Source organism: Nevskia soli DSM 19509 (assembly GCF_000711955.1).
In the GTDB taxonomy this organism is placed as follows: domain Bacteria; phylum Pseudomonadota; class Gammaproteobacteria; order Nevskiales; family Nevskiaceae; genus Nevskia; species Nevskia soli.
The window spans coordinates 113,054-130,467 of the sequence record NZ_KL543998.1 but is presented as its reverse complement, the minus strand read 5'-3'; the positions used below and the strand labels follow the sequence as shown (position 1 = coordinate 130,467).

The 17,414-nt window shown below is 67.5% G+C and carries 15 protein-coding genes; 7 read left to right on the top strand and 8 right to left on the bottom strand.

The genetic code is table 11. The features are described from left to right. Complete coding sequence (locus tag BP26_RS0123125) at positions 1–1,119, top strand: VIT1/CCC1 transporter family protein (protein WP_029922918.1); 1,119 nt, start codon at positions 1–3, stop codon at positions 1,117–1,119. On the opposite strand, the gene BP26_RS0123120 is transcribed toward BP26_RS0123125, so the two are convergent. The 3 genes from BP26_RS0123120 to argA form a co-directional block, all read right to left on the bottom strand. After that, positions 1,080–2,978, bottom strand: coding sequence for an AMP-dependent synthetase/ligase (locus tag BP26_RS0123120; protein ID WP_084183363.1), 1,899 nt, complete (start codon positions 2,976–2,978; stop codon positions 1,080–1,082). The two genes, BP26_RS0123125 and BP26_RS0123120, sit on opposite strands and share 40 nt — an antisense overlap. Positions 2,979–2,983: 5 nt before the next feature. Continuing rightward, the gene (locus tag BP26_RS29015; protein WP_029922916.1) at positions 2,984–3,412 is read right to left on the bottom strand and encodes a universal stress protein; all 429 of its coding nucleotides are present in this window, start codon (positions 3,410–3,412) and stop codon (positions 2,984–2,986) included. Between the two features lie 322 nt (positions 3,413–3,734). Beyond that, on the bottom strand, positions 3,735–5,096 hold the full coding sequence (gene argA, locus BP26_RS0123110) for an amino-acid N-acetyltransferase (protein WP_029922915.1): 1,362 nt from the start codon (positions 5,094–5,096) through the stop codon (positions 3,735–3,737). A gap of 114 nt (positions 5,097–5,210) precedes the next feature. Here argA and BP26_RS27985 point away from each other — a divergent pair, with 114 nt between their 5' ends. From BP26_RS27985 to BP26_RS0123080, 6 genes are read left to right on the top strand one after another with little or no spacing between them, the layout of a single operon-like run. Continuing rightward, the gene (locus tag BP26_RS27985; RefSeq protein ID WP_051749320.1) at positions 5,211–5,762 is read left to right on the top strand and encodes a UPF0149 family protein; all 552 of its coding nucleotides are present in this window, start codon (positions 5,211–5,213) and stop codon (positions 5,760–5,762) included. Between the two features lie 13 nt (positions 5,763–5,775). Continuing rightward, positions 5,776–7,098, top strand: coding sequence for a Xaa-Pro aminopeptidase (gene pepP, locus BP26_RS0123100; protein WP_029922913.1), 1,323 nt, complete (start codon positions 5,776–5,778; stop codon positions 7,096–7,098). A 24-nt stretch (positions 7,099–7,122) separates the two neighbouring features. Further along, complete coding sequence (locus BP26_RS27040; protein ID WP_036517776.1) at positions 7,123–8,211, top strand: DUF3667 domain-containing protein; 1,089 nt, start codon at positions 7,123–7,125, stop codon at positions 8,209–8,211. Beyond that, positions 8,208–9,158 carry a DUF3667 domain-containing protein gene (locus BP26_RS0123090; protein ID WP_029922912.1) on the top strand — a complete coding sequence of 317 codons (951 nt, stop codon included), beginning with the start codon at positions 8,208–8,210 and terminating at the stop codon, positions 9,156–9,158. The genes BP26_RS27040 and BP26_RS0123090 overlap by 4 nt, the downstream gene beginning before the upstream one ends. A 27-nt stretch (positions 9,159–9,185) precedes the next feature. Continuing rightward, positions 9,186–10,472 (top strand): FAD-dependent oxidoreductase, encoded by a 1,287-nt coding sequence (locus BP26_RS0123085; protein ID WP_029922911.1) that lies wholly within the window; start codon positions 9,186–9,188, stop codon positions 10,470–10,472. Next, complete coding sequence (locus tag BP26_RS0123080) at positions 10,469–11,641, top strand: UbiH/UbiF/VisC/COQ6 family ubiquinone biosynthesis hydroxylase (RefSeq protein WP_211255026.1); 1,173 nt, start codon at positions 10,469–10,471, stop codon at positions 11,639–11,641. The genes BP26_RS0123085 and BP26_RS0123080 overlap by 4 nt, the downstream gene beginning before the upstream one ends. A gap of 10 nt (positions 11,642–11,651) precedes the next feature. On the opposite strand, the gene BP26_RS0123075 is transcribed toward BP26_RS0123080, so the two are convergent. The 5 genes from BP26_RS0123075 to BP26_RS30215 all read right to left on the bottom strand — a co-directional run. Next, positions 11,652–12,830 carry a glycosyltransferase gene (locus BP26_RS0123075; RefSeq protein WP_029922909.1) on the bottom strand — a complete coding sequence of 393 codons (1,179 nt, stop codon included), beginning with the start codon at positions 12,828–12,830 and terminating at the stop codon, positions 11,652–11,654. Between the two features lie 10 nt (positions 12,831–12,840). Beyond that, the gene (locus BP26_RS0123070; protein ID WP_029922908.1) at positions 12,841–13,929 is read right to left on the bottom strand and encodes a hypothetical protein; all 1,089 of its coding nucleotides are present in this window, start codon (positions 13,927–13,929) and stop codon (positions 12,841–12,843) included. Next, positions 13,904–14,674 (bottom strand): SapC family protein, encoded by a 771-nt coding sequence (locus tag BP26_RS0123065; RefSeq protein WP_029922907.1) that lies wholly within the window; start codon positions 14,672–14,674, stop codon positions 13,904–13,906. Before BP26_RS0123065 ends, BP26_RS0123070 begins: the two co-directional genes overlap by 26 nt. A 128-nt stretch (positions 14,675–14,802) precedes the next feature. Continuing rightward, positions 14,803–15,585 carry a FecR family protein gene (locus BP26_RS27980; RefSeq protein WP_157572721.1) on the bottom strand — a complete coding sequence of 261 codons (783 nt, stop codon included), beginning with the start codon at positions 15,583–15,585 and terminating at the stop codon, positions 14,803–14,805. Between the two features lie 29 nt (positions 15,586–15,614). Next, positions 15,615–17,414: beta strand repeat-containing protein (locus tag BP26_RS30215; protein WP_029922905.1), on the bottom strand; the 1,800-nt coding region annotated here is incomplete at its 5' end.

Below are 17,414 nucleotides of genomic sequence, written 5' to 3'. Positions count from 1 at the left end.
ATGAGCCAGTTTGCCGACGGCGGGCGCTTTCGCCGCAACCTGCGCGACGAGCTCGACGGCGTGGCCCTCTATGCCGCTCTGGCCGCGGCGGAGTCCGACCCGGTGCGCAAGGATCTGTTCCTGCAGTTGTCGCAGGCCGAATCCGCCCATGCCGCCTTCTGGCGCGACAAGCTCAGCGCCGCCGGCATTGATCCCGGCGCCTACACGCCAAGCCTGCGCACCCGCCTGCTGGCGCGGTTGGCGCGGCGCTTTGGCCCACGCTTCGTGCTGCCGACCCTTGCGGCGGCGGAATTCGCTGACCGCGACAAGTACGCCGGCCAGGTCGATGCCGCCGCCCTGTCCTCCGACGAGCAGGGCCATGCCGCGGTGATCCACGCCGCCGCCGGCTCGACCGTGCTTTCCACCGGCGCCCAGATCGGCCAGGCCGAACCCTGGCACCATGGCGCTTCCGGCAATGACCTGCGCGCCGCGGTGCTCGGCGCCAATGACGGCCTGGTCTCCAACTTCTGCTTGATGATGGGCATCGCCGGCGCTGGCGCTGCGGGACCGAAGGTGCTGCTCACCGGCCTGGCCGGCCTGATCGCCGGTGCCTGCTCGATGGCGCTGGGCGAGTGGCTGTCGGTCACCAACGCGCGCGAATTGGCCAGTACGCAGATCGGCAAGGAGCGGGAGGAGATCGCACAGACGCCGGAGGCGGAGCTGAAAGAGCTGGCTCTGATTTTCCAGGCCAAGGGGCTGAACAAGGAAGAGTCGCAAAAGGTGGCCCGCGAGTTGATGCGCGATCCCAAGGCGGCGCTGGATACCCTGGCCCGCGAGGAGCTGGGCCTCGACCCGTCGGAACTGGGCGGCAACGCCTGGCGCGCCGCGGCCTCGTCCTTCGCCCTGTTTGCAATCGGTGCGCTGGTTCCGGTGGCGCCTTATTTCTTCACGAGCGGCCGCTGGGCGATCGTGCTGTGCGGCCTGGCCAGCGGCGCGGCGTTGGCCGGCATTGGCCTCGCCACCTCACTGTACAACGGGCGCAGTCCCTGGTTTTCCGCGGGCCGCCAGCTGATCTTCGGCGCCGCCGCCGCGCTGGTCACCTACGGCAGCGGCTGGCTGCTCGGCGTCGCGGTATCCTGAGCCCCGGCGGCAGGACGCGCAGTGCCGCGCGCGTAGATTTCTCGCAGGCTCGCGGCGAAGCGGGCTTCCAGTCCGTTGCGCTTGAGTTTCAGGGTCGGCGTAATCAGGCTGTTCTCCACGGTCCACTTGTCCAGTGTCAGGCGCAGTGCGTTGGGCGCCGCGTAGACGGGGAAGCTGCGGAGCAGCTGCCGGACGCGCGCCAAGGCCGCTTCGCGCACCGCCGGTCTATCGAGATTGGCGGCCTCGGGGCCCAAGCCAAGGGTTGCGGCGAAGCTCTTCCATTGCGTGGCGTTGACCACCGCGAACACGGTGAGAAACGGCCGGCTGTCCCCGGTCACGAAGGCCTGCTCGAACAGCGGGTCGGCGGTGATGGCGGTTTCCAGATCCCCCGGCGCGATCTTCTCCCCGGTGGACGTCACGATGATCTCCTTGATCCTGCCGATGATACGCAGGCGGCCGTTCTTCAACTCGGCCTGATCGCCTGTGTGCAGCCAGCCACCGTCCGCTGAGGCCCGGGCCGTATCCTCCGGCCGTCGCCAATAGCCCCGCATCACGCTGGGGCCGCGCACCAGCAGTTCGCGGTTGTCGCCGATGCGCACCTCGACTCCCCTAACGGGGCGCCCGACCGTGGCCGGGTCGTTGTCGTCAAGGGTATTGGCTGCCACCACCGGCGAAGTTTCGGTCATGCCGTACCCCTGCAGTACCGGCACCCCCAGCCCCAGAAAGCAATGCGCTACGGCCGATGACAACGGTGCGCCGCCGCTCACGGCGACACGCAGCCGGCCGCCCAGCATCGCGCGCAGCCGAGTCGCCACCAGGCGCTCGAGCAGCGGCCACAGCAGGGCATCGGACAGGCCTGCCAGGCGGCTGCCGCGAGAAAGGCCTTGCCCGCGGCAGAAGCGCCGCCAGCCTACCGCCTCGGCCAGCCGCAGCAGGTGCCGTTGCAGCGGGCCGGCACGCTCCGCGTGCTGTTGCAGGGCGGCGTACATCCGTTCATAGATCCTCGGCACCGACACCAGCACCGTGGGCCGCACCGCCTGCAGATCCTCGTTGATCTGCCCAATTGAGCGGATATAGGCCACGCAGGCCCCGGCGGCGATCGGCACGTAGTAGCCGATGGTGCGCTCGAAGGTATGGGACAGGGGCAGCATGGAGAGAAAGACGTCGCCTGGGCCGACTTCGAACCGCTCCAGCACCGCCTTGACGTTGCTGAGAATGTTGCGGTGGCTGAGCATCACCCCCTTGGGGCGTCCGGTCGTGCCGGATGTGTAGACAATGGCGGCCAGCCCCTCTTCCGCAGGCGGCAGCGCTTCCTTCGTCTGCGCCGCCGCAGGCGCCGCAAGCCAGGTATCCAGTGAGGCAAGGCGAGGTCCGGATGAGACGGCGGCCGGAGCTTCCCCCTGCGAGCAGATCACCAGTTGCAGGGCGGGGAGCGGCACGCCGGCCGCAGCGATGCCCGCCCATTGCGTCGGCGCGCCGAGCACCAGGGCCGAGGCCTCGCTGTCTGCGAGGATGTAGGCAATGCTGGCCGGGTTGTCGATGGCGTGCAGCGGCACCGAGACCAGGCCCAGCGCCAGGTTTGCCTGGTCGGCGCAGACAGCGTCGATGCCGTTGGGCAGCAGGATCGCCACGCGGCTGCCAGCCGGCAGGCCGAGACCACGCAAGGCCTCGCCCCAGCGTCCAACGCGAATGGCCACCTCCGCCCAATTCAGGCTGCGCCATCCCGTTTCAGGTTCGAACCAGCGGTAGGCTTCTGCTTCCGGCGTAAGTCTGGCGCGCCGCACCAGCAACTGATCCAGCGTGCGAACGTCGCCGATGGAGCCTCGAGCTGAAACCGGGGTGTCCGACTCTGTGGTCATTGCAATCACTTCACCAGCGTCACCGGCACCGACGACAAGTGCACTACCCTGGTTGCGATCGAGCCCAGCGCCAGGCCGGACAGTGCGCCAAGGCCTCGACAACCCATCACGATCGAATCGCAGCCCAGGGCTTTCGTCTGGTCGATGATCGTTTGCGCCACCGGGCCGATTTGTACATGCAGCTGATGCGGAATCGACGCGGCAGCGAGCACCTCTGCTGCTTTGAGGACGATCTTGCGCCCTTCCGCGCGCAGCCCTTCCTCGATCTGATGCATGCCCCGTTCATCGACGATGCCGACGGCGTAGACCGGATTGTCTTGGACATTGAGCACATGCACCTGGAGATCCGGGCATTGCTGAGCGAGACCGGCGAGGTGCTGCGCGGCATGCAGGGCGTGGGCCGAACCGTCAAAAGGAAGCAGGATGCGATGCACGTTGATCTCCAGGCTGTGTGAATGCGTGGAAAAATCTTAGACCGGCGCGGTGGGGCCGCCCTTGATATAGGTCAAGTGCCACGTACACGACCTCAGTGCCGCCGCCATGAAGTTTGAGGTTCGACGGTGGCGCGAGGAGAACCCCGCTGGGCAAAAGGGGCGGGTAATTGCCGCATCGCTCTTGCGTGCGGCTCGGGATCGGCCTCGGCAAAGCTGACGGCTGGCGGTTCCTTGGTCGAACACGCCCTTCAAGGACGCCGTGACGTTTGCCGCCATTGCACTTGGAGCTTGAATCCGCCCCCTACTTGGCGGTTCGCACCGGCTACAAGTCCTTCACCAGCACGATCGACTTGCGCTGGTAGTTGTAGATGCGCTGCTTTTGCATGGGCAGATCTTCGATCTTCGCCTGGCTGAAGCCGTGCTCGATGAACCAGTGCGGCGTATGGGTGGTGAGCGAGAACAGTTTCTTCAGGCCCAGCTTGCGCGCCGATTCCTCGGCGCGGAACAGCAGGGCGTTGGCGCGGCCGGAGCGGCGGTAGTCGGGGTGCACGGCGACGCAGGAGAATTCGCCCATCTGGTTCTGCGGGAAGGGGAACAGGGCGCTGCAGGCGATGACGGTGCCGTCGCGCACCATCACGTCGAAGAAGCTGATTTCCAACTCCAGCTGCTCACGCGAGCGCGGCACCAGCACGCCGGCGTCTTCCAGCGGCTTGATCAGGGCGAGGATGCCGCCGACGTCCTCGATGGTCGCCTCGCGCACCGCCTCGTAGTTCTCGTCGGCGTAGAACATCAGGCCGCAGCCGTCGCGGGTGTACAGCTCGCGCAGCAGGGCGCCGTCGGCGTCGGAGCCGATCAGGTGCACGCGCTTGACGCCGCCGCGGCCGGCGGCCAGCGCGGCGCTGAGCAGGGCGCGGTCTTCGCCGGAGAGCTGCAGTTTTTCACCTTTCGCCGCGAGCAGGCGCTCGGCCTCGCTCAGCGGCAGCTGGCCGGCGTCGCCGGTCTCGTCGGCGAGTTTCCATTCGTCCGGATCGGAATCGAGCACGAACACCAGCTTGTCCGCGCCCAGGCCGGTGGCCACGGCTTGTGCCACTTCGCCGGCGCGCAGGTTGAAGATCTCGCCGGTGAGCGAGTAGCCGATGGGCGAGAGCAGGGCGATGCGGCCCTGGGCCACCACTTCCCGGATGGTGGCGATATCGATGCGGCGGACTTCACCGGTGAGCTGGTGATCGATGCCGTCGCGCACGCCGGCTGGCCGCGCCGTGACCCAGTTGCCGCCGGCGACCTTGAGGCGGGCGCCGCCCATGGGGGTGCTGGCGAGGCCGGTACTGAGCTTGGCCTCGATTTCCATGCGCAGGCCGCCTACCGCCGCCTTGACGCATTCCATGGTCGCCGGGTCGGTGATGCGCAGGTCGCCGTGGAACTGTGGCTTCAGGCCGCGGGCGGCGAGCTGGGCCTCGATCTGCGGGCGAACGCCATGCACCAGCACCAGCTTGACACCCAGGCTGTGCAGCAGGGCGACGTCGTAGATCAGCCGCTCGAAATCCGGGCGCAGGGCCGCCTCGCCGCCGAAGGCGATGACGAAGACGCGGCCGTTGTGCGCGTGCACATAGGGCGCCGCGCCGCGCAGGGCGGCGACGAAGTCCTGGCCGCCGGGGGCGCCGGTCTTGGGAGCGAGATCGTTCATGGCGATGGATTTTAGGGCTTATCGGCGGATAAAGCGCGCCGCAGGCCGCGCCGGCGGCTCCTCGGGGCGGCTTGGGCGCTCCGGACGGGCGGTATACTATGGCGCATGTCTTCGATGCAGCATTACTCCGACCTTACCTCCCTCCTGTCCCGACTGGGCTACCGCGACGACGCGGCCGTCTTCCACGGCGCGCTATGCGGCGCGCTGTGCCGGCAAAAGCCGGAGGAGATCGATCTCGTCGCCCTGCTGGACGACGAGGACATCGATCCCGATGCCCAGGCCCGGGCCGAATTGCGGCAGGTGTGCGAGCAGACGGTATCGGCCCTCGCCGACATGCAGACCAGCTTCACCATCCTGCTGCCGGACGACGAAGTCGGCCTGGGGGAGCGGGCCCGCTCGCTCGGTGCCTGGTGCGAGGGCTTCCTTTACGGCCTGGCGGGACGCATCAAGCTGGATCTGCGCAAGTGCACCGAGGAGGTGCGCGAAATCGTCAAGGACTTCACCCAGTTCACGCGCGCCTCGCTGGATGCCGGCGACGACCTCGAAGTGGAGGAAAGCGCCTACGCGGAACTGGTGGAATACATCCGTGTCGGGGCGCAGCTGGTCTACATGGAGCTGCATCCGCGTCCGCTGGCGGCAGCGGCGCAGTCGAAGACCCTCCATTGACATAGGTCCCGAGATGCCCGCTCCAAGCTCCGCTGAACTGAAGGAATACGCCAGCCGCCGCGCCCGCCTGATGCAGGCCATCGGCCCGGACGGCGTGGCCATCATCCCGTCCTCGCGCGAGGTGATCCGCAACCGCGATGTGCACTACAAGTTCCGGCAGGATTCGGACTTCTGGTACCTGAGCGGCTTCAACGAGCCGGACTCGGTGCTGGTGCTGGCGCCGGGCCGCAAGGAAGGGGCGTTCCTGATGTTCGTGCGCGAGCGCAACAAGGAGCGCGAGATCTGGGACGGCCGCCGCGCCGGCCCGGAAGGCGCGGTGTCCGATTACGGCGCCGACCAGGCCTACACCGCCGCCGAGCTGGAGGGCCTGCTGCCGCAGCTGCTCACCGGCCGCGCCAAGGTCCACTACACCCTGGGCGAGCATCCGGCCTGGGACAGCCGCATCACCGCCTGCGTGCGCGAGATCCGCGAAGTGTCGCGCCGCGGACCGTCGGCGCCGACCGAGTTCGTTTCGCTCGACATCACCCTGCACGAGCTGCGCCTGTTCAAGTCGGAGGCCGAGTTGAAGCTGGTGCGCCATGCCTGCGAGATTTCGGCCCAGGCCCATGTGCGGGCCATGCGCGCGACCAGGCCGGGCGGCTGGGAATGGCAGGTGGCGGCGGAGATCCATCACGAGTTCGAGAAGAACGCGATGGAACCCGGCTACGGCTCCATCGTCGGCGGTGGCGACAACGCCTGCATCCTGCACTACAAGGAAAACGAGATGCAGCTGCGCGACGGCGATCTGTTGCTGATCGACGCCGGCGGCGAGTACCGCGGTTATACCGCGGACATCACCCGTACCTTCCCGGTCAACGGCAAGTACAGCGGCGCACAGAAGGAAGTGTACGAGGTAGTGCTGGCGGCGCAGCTGGCCGCCATCGAGGAACTGCGCCCGGGCAACTCCTCGGCGCGGCCGCACGAGGTGGCGACCCGCGTGCTGACCGAGGGCCTGGTGGCCCTGGGCCTGCTCAGGGGCGATCCGCAGGAGCTGATCGATACCGGCAAGCACCGTCAGTTCTACATGCACGGCACCGGCCACTGGCTGGGCATGGATGTGCACGACGTCGGCCGTTACAAGCTCGACGCGCAGCCGCGCCCGTTCGAGGCCGGGATGGTGATGACGGTGGAGCCCGGGTTGTACATCGCGCCCGATACCGCCGGCGTCGATCCGCGCTTCCTCGGCATCGGCATCCGCATCGAGGATGACGTGCTGGTCGGCGCCAAGGGGCCGGAAGTGTTGACCGGCGGCGCGCCGAAGAAGGTCGCCGAAGTCGAAGCCCTGATGGCGGGTTGAGACGGCATGCAGGGGGCGGGGGCCATGGGCGAACATGCAAAGAGCGAGCCCCTCGGGCCGGAGCACGTGATCCCCACGGTCACCGCGCAGTGCCAGGACTGCGGCGCACCGATTTCGGGTAACTATTGCTCCAATTGCGGCCAGGAAACCAGGATCGAGACGCCGACGGTGCGTCAGTTCGTGCACGAACTGATGGACCAGTACGTGGCGGTGGAAGGCAAGCTCGGCCGCACCCTGCGGGTGCTGCTGACCCGGCCGGGGCAGCTCACGCTGGACTACGTGGAGGGTCGCCGCCAGCGCTACGTGCGCCCGCTCAAGCTCTACGTCAGCGTCAGCGTGGTGTTCTTCGGCCTGCTCGGCCTCCTGCCGGATTCGATCGGCAATCCTTTCACCAAGGTCGACCAGGCGGAGACGCGGGAACAGCCGCCCCCGCCACCGCCGCCCGTGGCGAAGACCGGCCAGGACAAGGGCGTTGCGCCCGCCGGTGCTGCTGCCGGCGCTGTCGCGGACAGCGATGCGGCCGCCCAGATCGCCAAGCCGGAAGGAGCCGGTGTGCCGCCGGCCGAGGATCTCGACCTGCGCGAACAGATCCAGCGTGATATCGAAAAGGACCTGGCCAAGGGCAAGGCGGAGGATATCGGCGATACCGTCAACCGCCAGGTCGCGGCCGAACTGAAGAAGAGCCACGCCGAGAGGAAGAAAGGCTTTTCCGAGCGCCTCTCTTCGCCGCAGAAACGTAAGGAGCTGCGCGCCAAGCTGGCCGACGACGCGCCTTACGCGATGTTCTTCCTGCTGCCGTATTTCGCCCTGCTGCTGCGCTGGCTGTACCGCAAGAACAAGCAGCGCTACGGGGTGCACCTGCTGTTCACGGTGCATCTGCACTGCTTCGCGTTCATCCTGCTGATGCTGATGTTCCTGCCGTTTTCGCCGCTGCGCACCGCGCTGGAACTGGTTGGCGTCGCCTATACCTTCCTGGCCCTGCGGCGCGTCTACGGCGGCGGCTGGGCGCGCACACTGTGGCGCATGGCCATCCTCGGCTTCCTCGATTTCGTCGCCATCAGCGCCACCGCCTTGTCCGGGGTGCTGACCACCGTATTCGGCGGCAGTCCATGAGTGCGGCGGCCAGCCCGGCAACCGAGGCCCTGGCGCACGAGACGGGGCTGCGCAGCTGCATGAACTGCGGGGCGCCGTTGGGCGGTGCCTATTGCTCCGCCTGCGGGCAGGAGTCGCGCATCGAGACGCCGACCGTGCGCGAATTCGTGCGCGAGTTCGTGCAGGACCAGATGGCGCTCGAAGGCAAGCTGCTGCGCACGCTCAAGCTGCTGATCACCCGGCCTGGTGCGCTGACGCTGGATTACATTTCCGGGCGACGGCAGTGCTATATCCGGCCCCTGCGCCTGTACCTGGCGACGAGCGTGGTGTTCTTCGCCATCTCCGGTTTGAGCGGTCACTCGGCCTGGTTTCAGACCGATCCGGGGGAGGAGAACAAGCCGCTGATTTCCTTCGAACACAAGGCGGCGAAGCCTGCCGGCGGCGATGCTGCTCCGGCCGCTGCGCCCCAGGCGGGCGGGAACGATGTGCCGGCGCTGCCGACCGATGACGACCTGCGCGATCTGACGACCAGCATCCCGGCGCTCGACGCGCGCATCCACAAATACTTCAGACAGACTCGCGGGCAAGCCTACGCCCAGATCAGCCGCGCCATCGACAACGACGCGCCGCTGGCGATGTTCTTCCTGTTGCCGCTGTTCGCCGGCCTGTTGCAGCTGGCCTATCTGCGCCACCATCTGCGCTATGGCGTGCATCTGCTGTTTGCGCTGCACTACCATGCCTTCGTCTTCCTCGACCTGTTGCTGCTGCAAGTTCCCTGGCCGGGGATCGTCGACACGCTGCTGCGCTTTGCCATCCCGGTGTATCTGGTAATGGCCTTGCGCCGCGTCTATGGCGGCAAACTGTGGCTGACGGGGATTGGCGTGTGCGCCTTGCTGCTGGTGTATTCGATCCTGATCGGCATCACCATGTTCAGCGCCGCCGTAGTCTCGATCATCATCAGCGGCTGACTCCCCGAACTTCCAACGGCCAATCCTGTGAACGACTACGACATTGCGATCATCGGCGGCGGTCTGGTCGGCGCCAGCCTGGCGGTGGCGCTGGCCGCGTCGCCGCTGCGTGTGGTGCTGGTCGAAGCCGCCGAGCCGCCGCCGAGCGCGCCTGCTCGCGCTCGGATGAATCCTGGTCCGGTCTCCTCGGTAGGCACGAGCCCGGCGGCCCCTCCCGCATCCACCTCGCTACGCTCGGGCCCCGTGTCGGGACCGCCCTGGGACGAGCGCTGCATCGCGCTCAACGACGCCAGCCGCCGCATCTTCGGCGGCTATGGCGTATGGGAGGCGATGCGCGCGGAAGCTGCGCCGATCGTGGCGACGCATATTTCAGAGCGCGGCCGTTTCGGCACGGCGCGTTTCGCGGCGGCCGAGGCGGGGCTGGAGGCGCTGGGTTACAACGTGCCCTTGCGCGCCATCGGCGCCGTGCTGTCGACGCGCATGGCGCAGCTGCCGAACCTGACACTGCTGCAACCGGCACGCCTGTCCGCCATGCGGACCGGCGAGCAGTCGGTGGAACTGGATATCGATGCGGCCGGTGGCAGCCGGACGCTTGCGGCGCGGCTGGTGGTTGCCGCAGATGGCGCACGTTCAGCCGTGCGCGATCTGCTGGGCATCGCCGCGGAGCGCCGCGAATATGCGCAACACGCCATTGTCAGCTCAGTGCGCTTGTCGCGCCCGCACCAGGGCGTGGCCTACGAGCGCTTCACGCCGGATGGTCCCATCGCGCTGATTCCCAAGCCGGACGATGCCGCCTCGCTGGTGTGGACCGTGCCGGACGAGCAGGTCGAGGCGCGGATGGCGCTGGATGATGCGGCGTACCTGGCGCAGGCGCAGGACTGTTTCGGCGGCCGCCTGGGCCGTTTCGTGGAACTGGGGCGGCGCTGGTCGCATCCCCTGGCGCGGGTGTTGAGCGGCAGCCTGACGGCGCCGCGCACGGTGTTCATCGGCAATGCCGCGCAGAGCCTGCATCCGGTGGCGGCGCAGGGTTTCAACCTGGGCCTGCGCGATGTGGCCTCGCTCGCCGTCGAAATCGCAGGTGCCCAGGATCCGGGCGCGGCCGCGACGCTTGCCGCCTATGCGGCGCGCCGCGAACAGGATCGCGGCCGGGTCAGCGATTTCACCGATCTGATGGTGCGCGCCTTTTCCAATCGCGTGCCGTTCCTGGCGCAGGCGCGCCACTGGGGGCTGGTGGCGGTGGAGCTGGCGCCGCCGCTGCGTGGGGCGGTGCTGCGGCAACACCTGGGGCACCTCGGCTTGCCGCGCGCATCGTGAGTACCCTCCAGCATCAGATCATTGTCGTGGGCGGCGGCCCGGTCGGCGCAGCGGCGGCATTGGCCCTGTCGCAGCAGGGTTTCGAGGTCGCCCTGCTGGAACGCGGCAGCGCACCGCCGGCCTACGATCCCGCAGGCTACGATTTGCGCGTTTATGCATTGGCGCCGCATTCCGCGCGCCTGCTGGATGGCCTGGGCGTCTGGCCGGAAGTGCTTGCCCGGCGCGCCAGTCCGTATGGCGCGATGCGTGTATGGGAGCGTGGGCCGGAGCATGCCTTGCGCTTCGATTGCGCCGATACCGGGCGGGCCGAACTGGGCTGGATCGTGGAGCACAGCCTGGTGGTGGACCGGCTGTGGGCCAAACTGGATGGTGTGGTCCGCTACGAGCGCGCTGCGATCGAGTCCGCGGTATTCGGCGAAGCCGGAACAATCTTGCGGCTGTCCGATGGGCGCGAGCTGCGGGCGCCACTGGTGGTGGCCGCGGACGGCGCCGAGTCGCAGCTGCGCGGGCTGGCCGGCATCGATACGGTGGGCTGGGGTTATGCGCAGCGCGCCATCGTCTGCCATGTACGCACGCAGCAGCCGCACCGCGCCACGGCCTGGCAGCGTTTCCTGTCGAGCGGGCCGCTGGCTTTCCTGCCGCTCGCGGATGGACGCTGCTCCATCGTCTGGTCGGCGGAAGAGGCCTTGGCGCAGGAGCTGCTGGCGCTGGACGATGCCGCGTTCCTGGCCAGGCTGGGTGAGGCGCTGGAGCATGCGTTGGGTGAGGTGCTCGACGCCACGCCGCGCATTTCCTTTCCCCTGCGCCTGCTGCATGCCCAGGATTATGTGCGGCCGGGCCTGGTCCTGGTCGGCGACGCCGCCCATGCCATTCATCCGCTGGCCGGCCAGGGTGTGAACCTGGGCTTCGCCGATGTGCAGGAGCTGGCGCGGACGCTGGCGGTATCGCGCGATGCCGGGCGTGACTGGGCCGGTCTGCGCAATCTGCAGCGTTATGCGCGTGCGCGCAAGGCGGCGAACCTGGAGATGTTGACGCTGACCGACGGTCTCTACCGTGCCTTCCGTCTGCGTGTGCCGGGGCTGAAGGCGGTCCTCGGCCTGGGCATGGAGGCGGTGGGCAGGCTTGGGCCGCTCAAGGCCTGGTTGGCGCGGCAGGCGGCGAACGCCTGAGCGCGGCGCTTCAAGCCGGCAGCAGGCGTCCCATCAATTTTTGTGGAATTGCCGCGCGGCTGTGCGCGCGGTAGCGCAGCGCGAATTTCTCCGCGCCGTGGCGCAGGCCGGTATCGCTTAGTGCTTGCTCCAGAGCCGTGCCCGCGTCGAATGTTCCCTGCCTCGGTGCCACCAAGGCAGCGCCAAGTTGCTCGGCGCGGCGCGCCACCAGGCTGCGTTCCAGGTTGTCGGGCCACAACACCCCCGGCTTGCCGGCGAGCAGCATCTCCGCCACGGTGCCGTGCGCCGCATAGTGCAGGTAGGCTTCGCATTCCTGCGCCGCCTGGCGCAGGTTGATCGACTGGCCGACGACTTCGAAACCCGGCCGCAGCCAGGGCCTGATCTTTTCGGGTTCGATTTCGGCGATGCGCAGCAGCACGCGCGCCTTGCTGGCGGAGAGCGCCTTGAGCATGGCTTCCAGCTGGGGATGCGGGCGCAGGTAGGCCAGTACGCGCGGCGCATTGCCGGCCGGCCAGATGGGCGCCGCACCCAGGGAATAGTCCGGCACGCCGAGGTAGGGTTCCGCGCGGGGCGTGTCGTAGTGGTCCAGTTCGGGATAGGTGAGGAGGGCGCGGGCGCAACCGACGTAGATCGCCTGCAGGTTTTCGTAAGGCGCCAGGCCGAGTCGTTGCAGCGCACTGTTCAGTTCGAGCAGCACCTGCTCCTCGTTGCGCAGGAGCTGCGCTTCCGGTACCGGCGCCCAGGGCTGGAAGCTGGGGTAGGGTTGCCGCAGCGGCGGCAGGTCGAAGCCGCTGCCGATGGCGGCAGCCGGAATGCCCAGGCTGCGCGCGGCGATGAGCGCGATGGGGCTGTGGTCCACCACCAGCCGATCCACCTTCCAGGTGCGCATCAGCTCGCGCCAGGCGGCGATGCGCGCGGACAGTCCCGTTGGGTCGTCGAAGCCGACGTTGTGCAGCAGGCTGGCGTAGCTCAGCTGCAGCTCCACCGGATTGCGCCCATTGCCCAGGCGTACCGGCGCTTGCAACACCGGGCCGAGTTCGGGCTCGAGGAATTCGGCGGCGTTTTCCAGCAGGCGCACCGCGAACAGGCAGTCATGGCCGGCGGCGCGCAGCTGCCGGGCGGCGATACGCAGGCTGGCCAGATGGCCGTAGCCGCCGCCGAGCTCCCAGGCCAGCAGGATCCTGGCCATCAGGCGGAATTCACCAGCATTCGGCCATCTCCTGCAGGGGAAATGGAATGCCGATCCGCTCCCATAGCGCAGCCACGCGTTGCAAGGCCGGCGCGGCCCGCTCGACCCAGTCCGGATGGCGTTGCCGCGCCGTGTCGCTGATCTTGAATTGGCCCGGCGCCAGCTTGCTGCCGTAGCGCTGATGAAAGGCCGCAGCCTGCGCCTGCAAGCGTTCCTTGCCGTACACCACCACGCGCATTTCGCGGTTGGCGGAGAGGCCGGTGGTGGCGATGTAGTAGTGGTACTGCTCCCAGTAGCGCAGGTAGGCGTCGAAGTAATCCATCCGCACCAGCTCCTCGGCGGTGCAGCCGGTGTAGAGCAGATCACGCCGGCACCAGTCCTCGATATTGGAGCGGATGGCGAAACGGCCGTCGGCGGGCAGGCCGCCTGATTTCTCGTAGCTGGAGACGCAGGCCGCGACCGGGTGGCGCAGGGTGATGAGATGCTCCACTGCTTCGCCCAGGATGCGGTGGAAGAAGCCGCCGGCATAGATGCCCTTGGTCAGTTTCTTCGGCACCACGATGCGGCCCTGGTGCGGCGTGCGCGCGCCGAAGTACAGCTCGACCATGCTCAGGTACTCGGCCATGGTGTGCAGGCTGCGTACCCAGCTGTTCGCCTGCGGGGCGATCTCGAACGGACCGGCTTCGGGAAAGCCGTCGTGGGCCAGCGCAAAGGGCACGCTGTGCGGCGCGATGCCCAGGGCGCGGTACAGCTCCGCGGTGAGATAGGAGCCTCCGGTGCGCGGGATGCCGATGACGTTGATGAAATGGAAGCGCTGCTGCAGTTCGCCGATCGGCGCGAAATCACCGGTCAGCAGGGCCAGCAGCAGGCTGTAGGCGCGGCCGATATGGGCACGGCCGCGCGCGTCGTTCATCACCCCTGGAGCGGCGGCCTCGGCCCGGCGCTGCAGCTCGGGCAAGCCGAAGTTGAGGGCTTCGGAAGTCTGGTCGGCCCATTCGCGGTCGTCGAAGGGCCGGCCATCCAGGATGTGGGCAAGGAAATCGATGAAAACCGGCGAGACGGGCAGCTCGCGGTCAGTTAGCCGGATTTCGACGCCCATCGAGCTCCGCCGTCATGTCGAGCAAGCGTGCGAAGTTTTCCAGCGACAGCAGGTGGGCGTAAACGGCGCGCATTTCACCCTTGTTCATCAACAGCTTCTGCTCGCGGGCCCCGAGGGCGTTGAGCTTTTCCTCGTTGACGCGGTGCAGGCCCAGCAGGCGCATCTGCTGGCCGCCACCCTGGGGAAGCGCCAGAGCGTCGAATGGTTCCAACAGCCCGAATGCTTCCAGCCGGCGGGTGAAGGCACGCGTCTGCTGGCGTGCGCTCTCGGACGATTCGATCAGGTTCTTGGGCGTCGTCCAGTCTTCGGTGGGTTCGCCCTTGGCGTCGAAATACGGCTTCGCAGAGGGCCCGAGCTGGTCTTCCTGGACGCAGATCAGGCGCTGCGTCTCTCCCCCATCCGGGGCCGGAACCTCGGCGATGCAGAACGGGTAACGGCGAACGTAGGCGGGTAGGTAGGTGCGTATCCGCCACTGGCCTTTGTCGTCGACAAACAGGTTGTCGCCCGTACGTAGCCCGAGCAGCGCCACCGGCAGATATTCGCCGCTATTGCTTTCACGTACAAAGGCGATGGGATAGTCGACGCAGGCCTTGCTCAGTTCCACTGCATTGAGGAACACGCTGTTGAGCTTGCCGCACCAGGCGTAGTTGCGGTTGGGGAGCAGCGCCAGGCCGGCGTGCTTGTGGCGGTCGAGCGCGGTGAGCGAGGTATAGCCCGGAGGCAGTTGCATGGTGATCTGGTTCATGGGGAGATATTAGCAGCCGACGATTCCGTTTGGCTGCTCCCATGGGGTCTGGCGGAGCGGTCGCGGCCGGGCATTCGGCCCCTTGGGCGATGACATTTAGTCATCGCCCAAGCGCGGGCTCTCACCCCTCACCCCGCGCAAGTCGCTGGGTTGGGGGTAGGATCGACGTGCAGGAAATGCGGCTCCAGCGGCAGCAGGATGTTGGTGCCGTCCGGCAGCACCAGCAGGTACTGGCCTTCCAGCAGGGTCACCGTGCCGCCGGCATCGGTGACCACGATGCTGTGGGCGTACACGGTGGAGACGATCCCGCCCAGCGGATTGATGCCGGGCGGCAGCACGGCGACGATCTGCGGATCGGTGGCGCAGGTGGCGTCGCAGATCACCACGAGGTAGTCGGTGCCGCGAATGCCGATGGTGGCGACCGGCGTGGACACCTGGTATTCGTCGTGATTGATCTTGCCGATCAGGCCGCTGATCGAGCGGAAACCGCCCTTGAGCAAGCTGAAGAACGCACGCGAGGCTCCGTTCTGCGTGTCCTGCGGTTTTGCCTGCAGCGGTGCCGCGGGAGCGGCCGGGGATGGCGCCGGCACCGGGGCGGCCGGAGTTTCGGGAGGCGGGGTGGGGGCTTCAGTGGTTCCACTGTGGTTGGCGAAATCCACCACCTGGAAACGGCTGTTGGGCCGCAGCAGGAAATAACCGCCGTCGCTGAATTTCAGGTCGACATAGCTGTTGGCGCTGGAGTGGACGATTTCCCCGGAATAGACCGCGTCGCCTTTGGCCAGGGTACGGATGCTGCCGGCAGTGGCCGAGGCGGTGCCACGACCGGTCACCAGCGTCACGTTCGCCGCCGGCGTGGGCGCCGGGGCAGCGGCAGGAGTGGCCGCCAGCGCGGGCAACGACAGGAGCAGCAAGGTGGCTGCGCAAAAGGGCCGAGCGAGCATTACTGTGCCCCCCCGATGCCGCAGCTGAGTGTCTGCTGGGAACTGGTCTTGATGTCGATACGTCCCTTGTTGGCGTCGTTCACGCCCGGATCGTTGATGTCGCCCTGATCGCCGTTGTAGGCGAGGACGCCGGTATCGGGCGCGTCGATGGTGTATTGGTCTGTCGTCAGCGGAATGTCGGTCAGATCGACCGGCGGGGTGCGCAGTACCGAGTCACCGAGCACCACCACCTCGCCATTGCTGCTGATCGAGTCCGGATACAGCGTCGCACCCGAGGTGGCGAAGACCAGGTTGGTATTGCTGGTGAGCGCGAAGGTCTGGGTGCCGTCACCGACCTGGATGTTGCCGGTCTGCGGCGTACCGCCGAAGACCAGGGTGGCGATGCCGGGAAGCGGCTGCGTCAGGTCCACGTTGAGCAAGGCCGCCGGATTGGTGGGCAGGAAGTCCACGAACATATTGGTGCTGCCGCTCAGCGCGGTAGGCAACTGCAAGGCCGGGGCTTCGATGAACAGGTAGCCGCCGGCAATGCTCAGCGTGCCCAGCTTGACCCCGCCAGCGGCGGAGAAGCTGGCATTCGGACCGGAGGTCGGCAGGAGCAGTGTCGGATCCTTGGCATGGATTCGGGCCAGCAGGGCGGAATCGCTGCCGAAAGTTGCGCTGCCGCTGCCCACGGTAAGCACCGCGTCGGTGAGATCGATACTGCCGCCGCGGACCGACAGGGCCCCGGCATCGATGCTGGAGCTGCTGCCGGCGGCATCGACGGCGCCAGTGCCGGTGAGGACCACATTGGTGCCGTTCAACGCGGCGCCATTGGCCAGGTGGATGCCCTTGCCGTTCAGGGCCAGTTGCACCGCCCGCAGGGTGGAATGATCGATGCTGATGTCGGCCCCGCTGGTCAGGCTGACGCTGGAGGTGGCGGTATCGCGTGGCTGGGGGCCGCCGGTCAAGCCGCTTTGGGCGGTGGTGCCGATCAGGCTGTTGCCGCTGATGGCGATGGCGCCGCTGGCATTGAGCGTGACGGCCTGGGCGATGACGCTGCTGTTGGCGATCTCCAGGCTGCCGCTGCTGGTGAGGCTGGCGCTGCCGGCGTCGATGGAAGAGCTGGAGATGCTGGTGTTGCCACCGGCGGCCAGGGTGAAGCTGCCGGCGGCATTGATGCTGCGGCCGCTGATGGTCAGGGCCTGACCGGTGGACAGGGCGATGTTGTTGCCGCCCAGGTTGCCGAAGGTCAGGGCGCCGTGGGCCGCGCTCAGCGTGATGTCGCCGCTGGCCGTCAGATTGCCCAGGGCGATATCGCCACCGCTGCCGCTGGCGAGCACGTTGATGCCGCTGCTGCTGCCGTTGGCGGTGAGGTCTCCGGTACTGATGGCGCCGGTGGCGGCGCTGATCTGGATGCTGCCGGCGGCGAGGACCTTGCCGAGATTCACGCCGCTGCCGTCCGCAACCGTGACGGCGCCGCTGCTTGCGGTGAGATTGCCGGCGGTGATCGCTCCGTGTGTGCCGCTCAGGCTTATGGCGCCAGTACCCGCGACGATATTTCCGGCGCTCAGGCTGCCGTTGCCCAATACCACGCTGAGGCCGCCGCCGACGCTGACATTGCCGATACTGAGGCTGGCATTGTCGTAGCCGAAAGTGATATTGCCCGGCGCGGCGAAACTCAGGTCGCCGATGCTCAGGGTCTGCCCTGAGATGTCGCCCAAAGAGAAGAAGAAGTTGGTGCCGGTGATGTCGACATTGCCGACCTGTTCGTTGCCGGTATCCACGTTGGTGAAGAACTGATTGGCGGTGACATTGCCGAT

Excerpts from the sequence above, each read along its gene's own strand:
- BP26_RS0123075 (WP_029922909.1), bottom strand. The coding sequence starts at position 12,830 with ATGGCCAGGATCCTGCTGGCCTGGGAGCTCGGCGGCGGCTACGGCCAT.
- BP26_RS27040 (WP_036517776.1), top strand. The coding sequence starts at position 7,123 with ATGGGCGAACATGCAAAGAGCGAGCCCCTCGGGCCGGAGCACGTGATC.
- BP26_RS27985 (WP_051749320.1), top strand. The coding sequence starts at position 5,211 with ATGCAGCATTACTCCGACCTTACCTCCCTCCTGTCCCGACTGGGCTAC.
- BP26_RS0123090 (WP_029922912.1), top strand. The coding sequence starts at position 8,208 with ATGAGTGCGGCGGCCAGCCCGGCAACCGAGGCCCTGGCGCACGAGACG.
- argA (WP_029922915.1), bottom strand. The coding sequence starts at position 5,096 with ATGAACGATCTCGCTCCCAAGACCGGCGCCCCCGGCGGCCAGGACTTC.
- BP26_RS0123070 (WP_029922908.1), bottom strand. The coding sequence starts at position 13,929 with ATGGGCGTCGAAATCCGGCTAACTGACCGCGAGCTGCCCGTCTCGCCG.
- BP26_RS0123120 (WP_084183363.1), bottom strand. The coding sequence starts at position 2,978 with ATGACCACAGAGTCGGACACCCCGGTTTCAGCTCGAGGCTCCATCGGC.
- BP26_RS0123125 (WP_029922918.1), top strand. The coding sequence starts at position 1 with ATGAGCCAGTTTGCCGACGGCGGGCGCTTTCGCCGCAACCTGCGCGAC.
- BP26_RS0123065 (WP_029922907.1), bottom strand. The coding sequence starts at position 14,674 with ATGAACCAGATCACCATGCAACTGCCTCCGGGCTATACCTCGCTCACC.
- pepP (WP_029922913.1), top strand. The coding sequence starts at position 5,776 with ATGCCCGCTCCAAGCTCCGCTGAACTGAAGGAATACGCCAGCCGCCGC.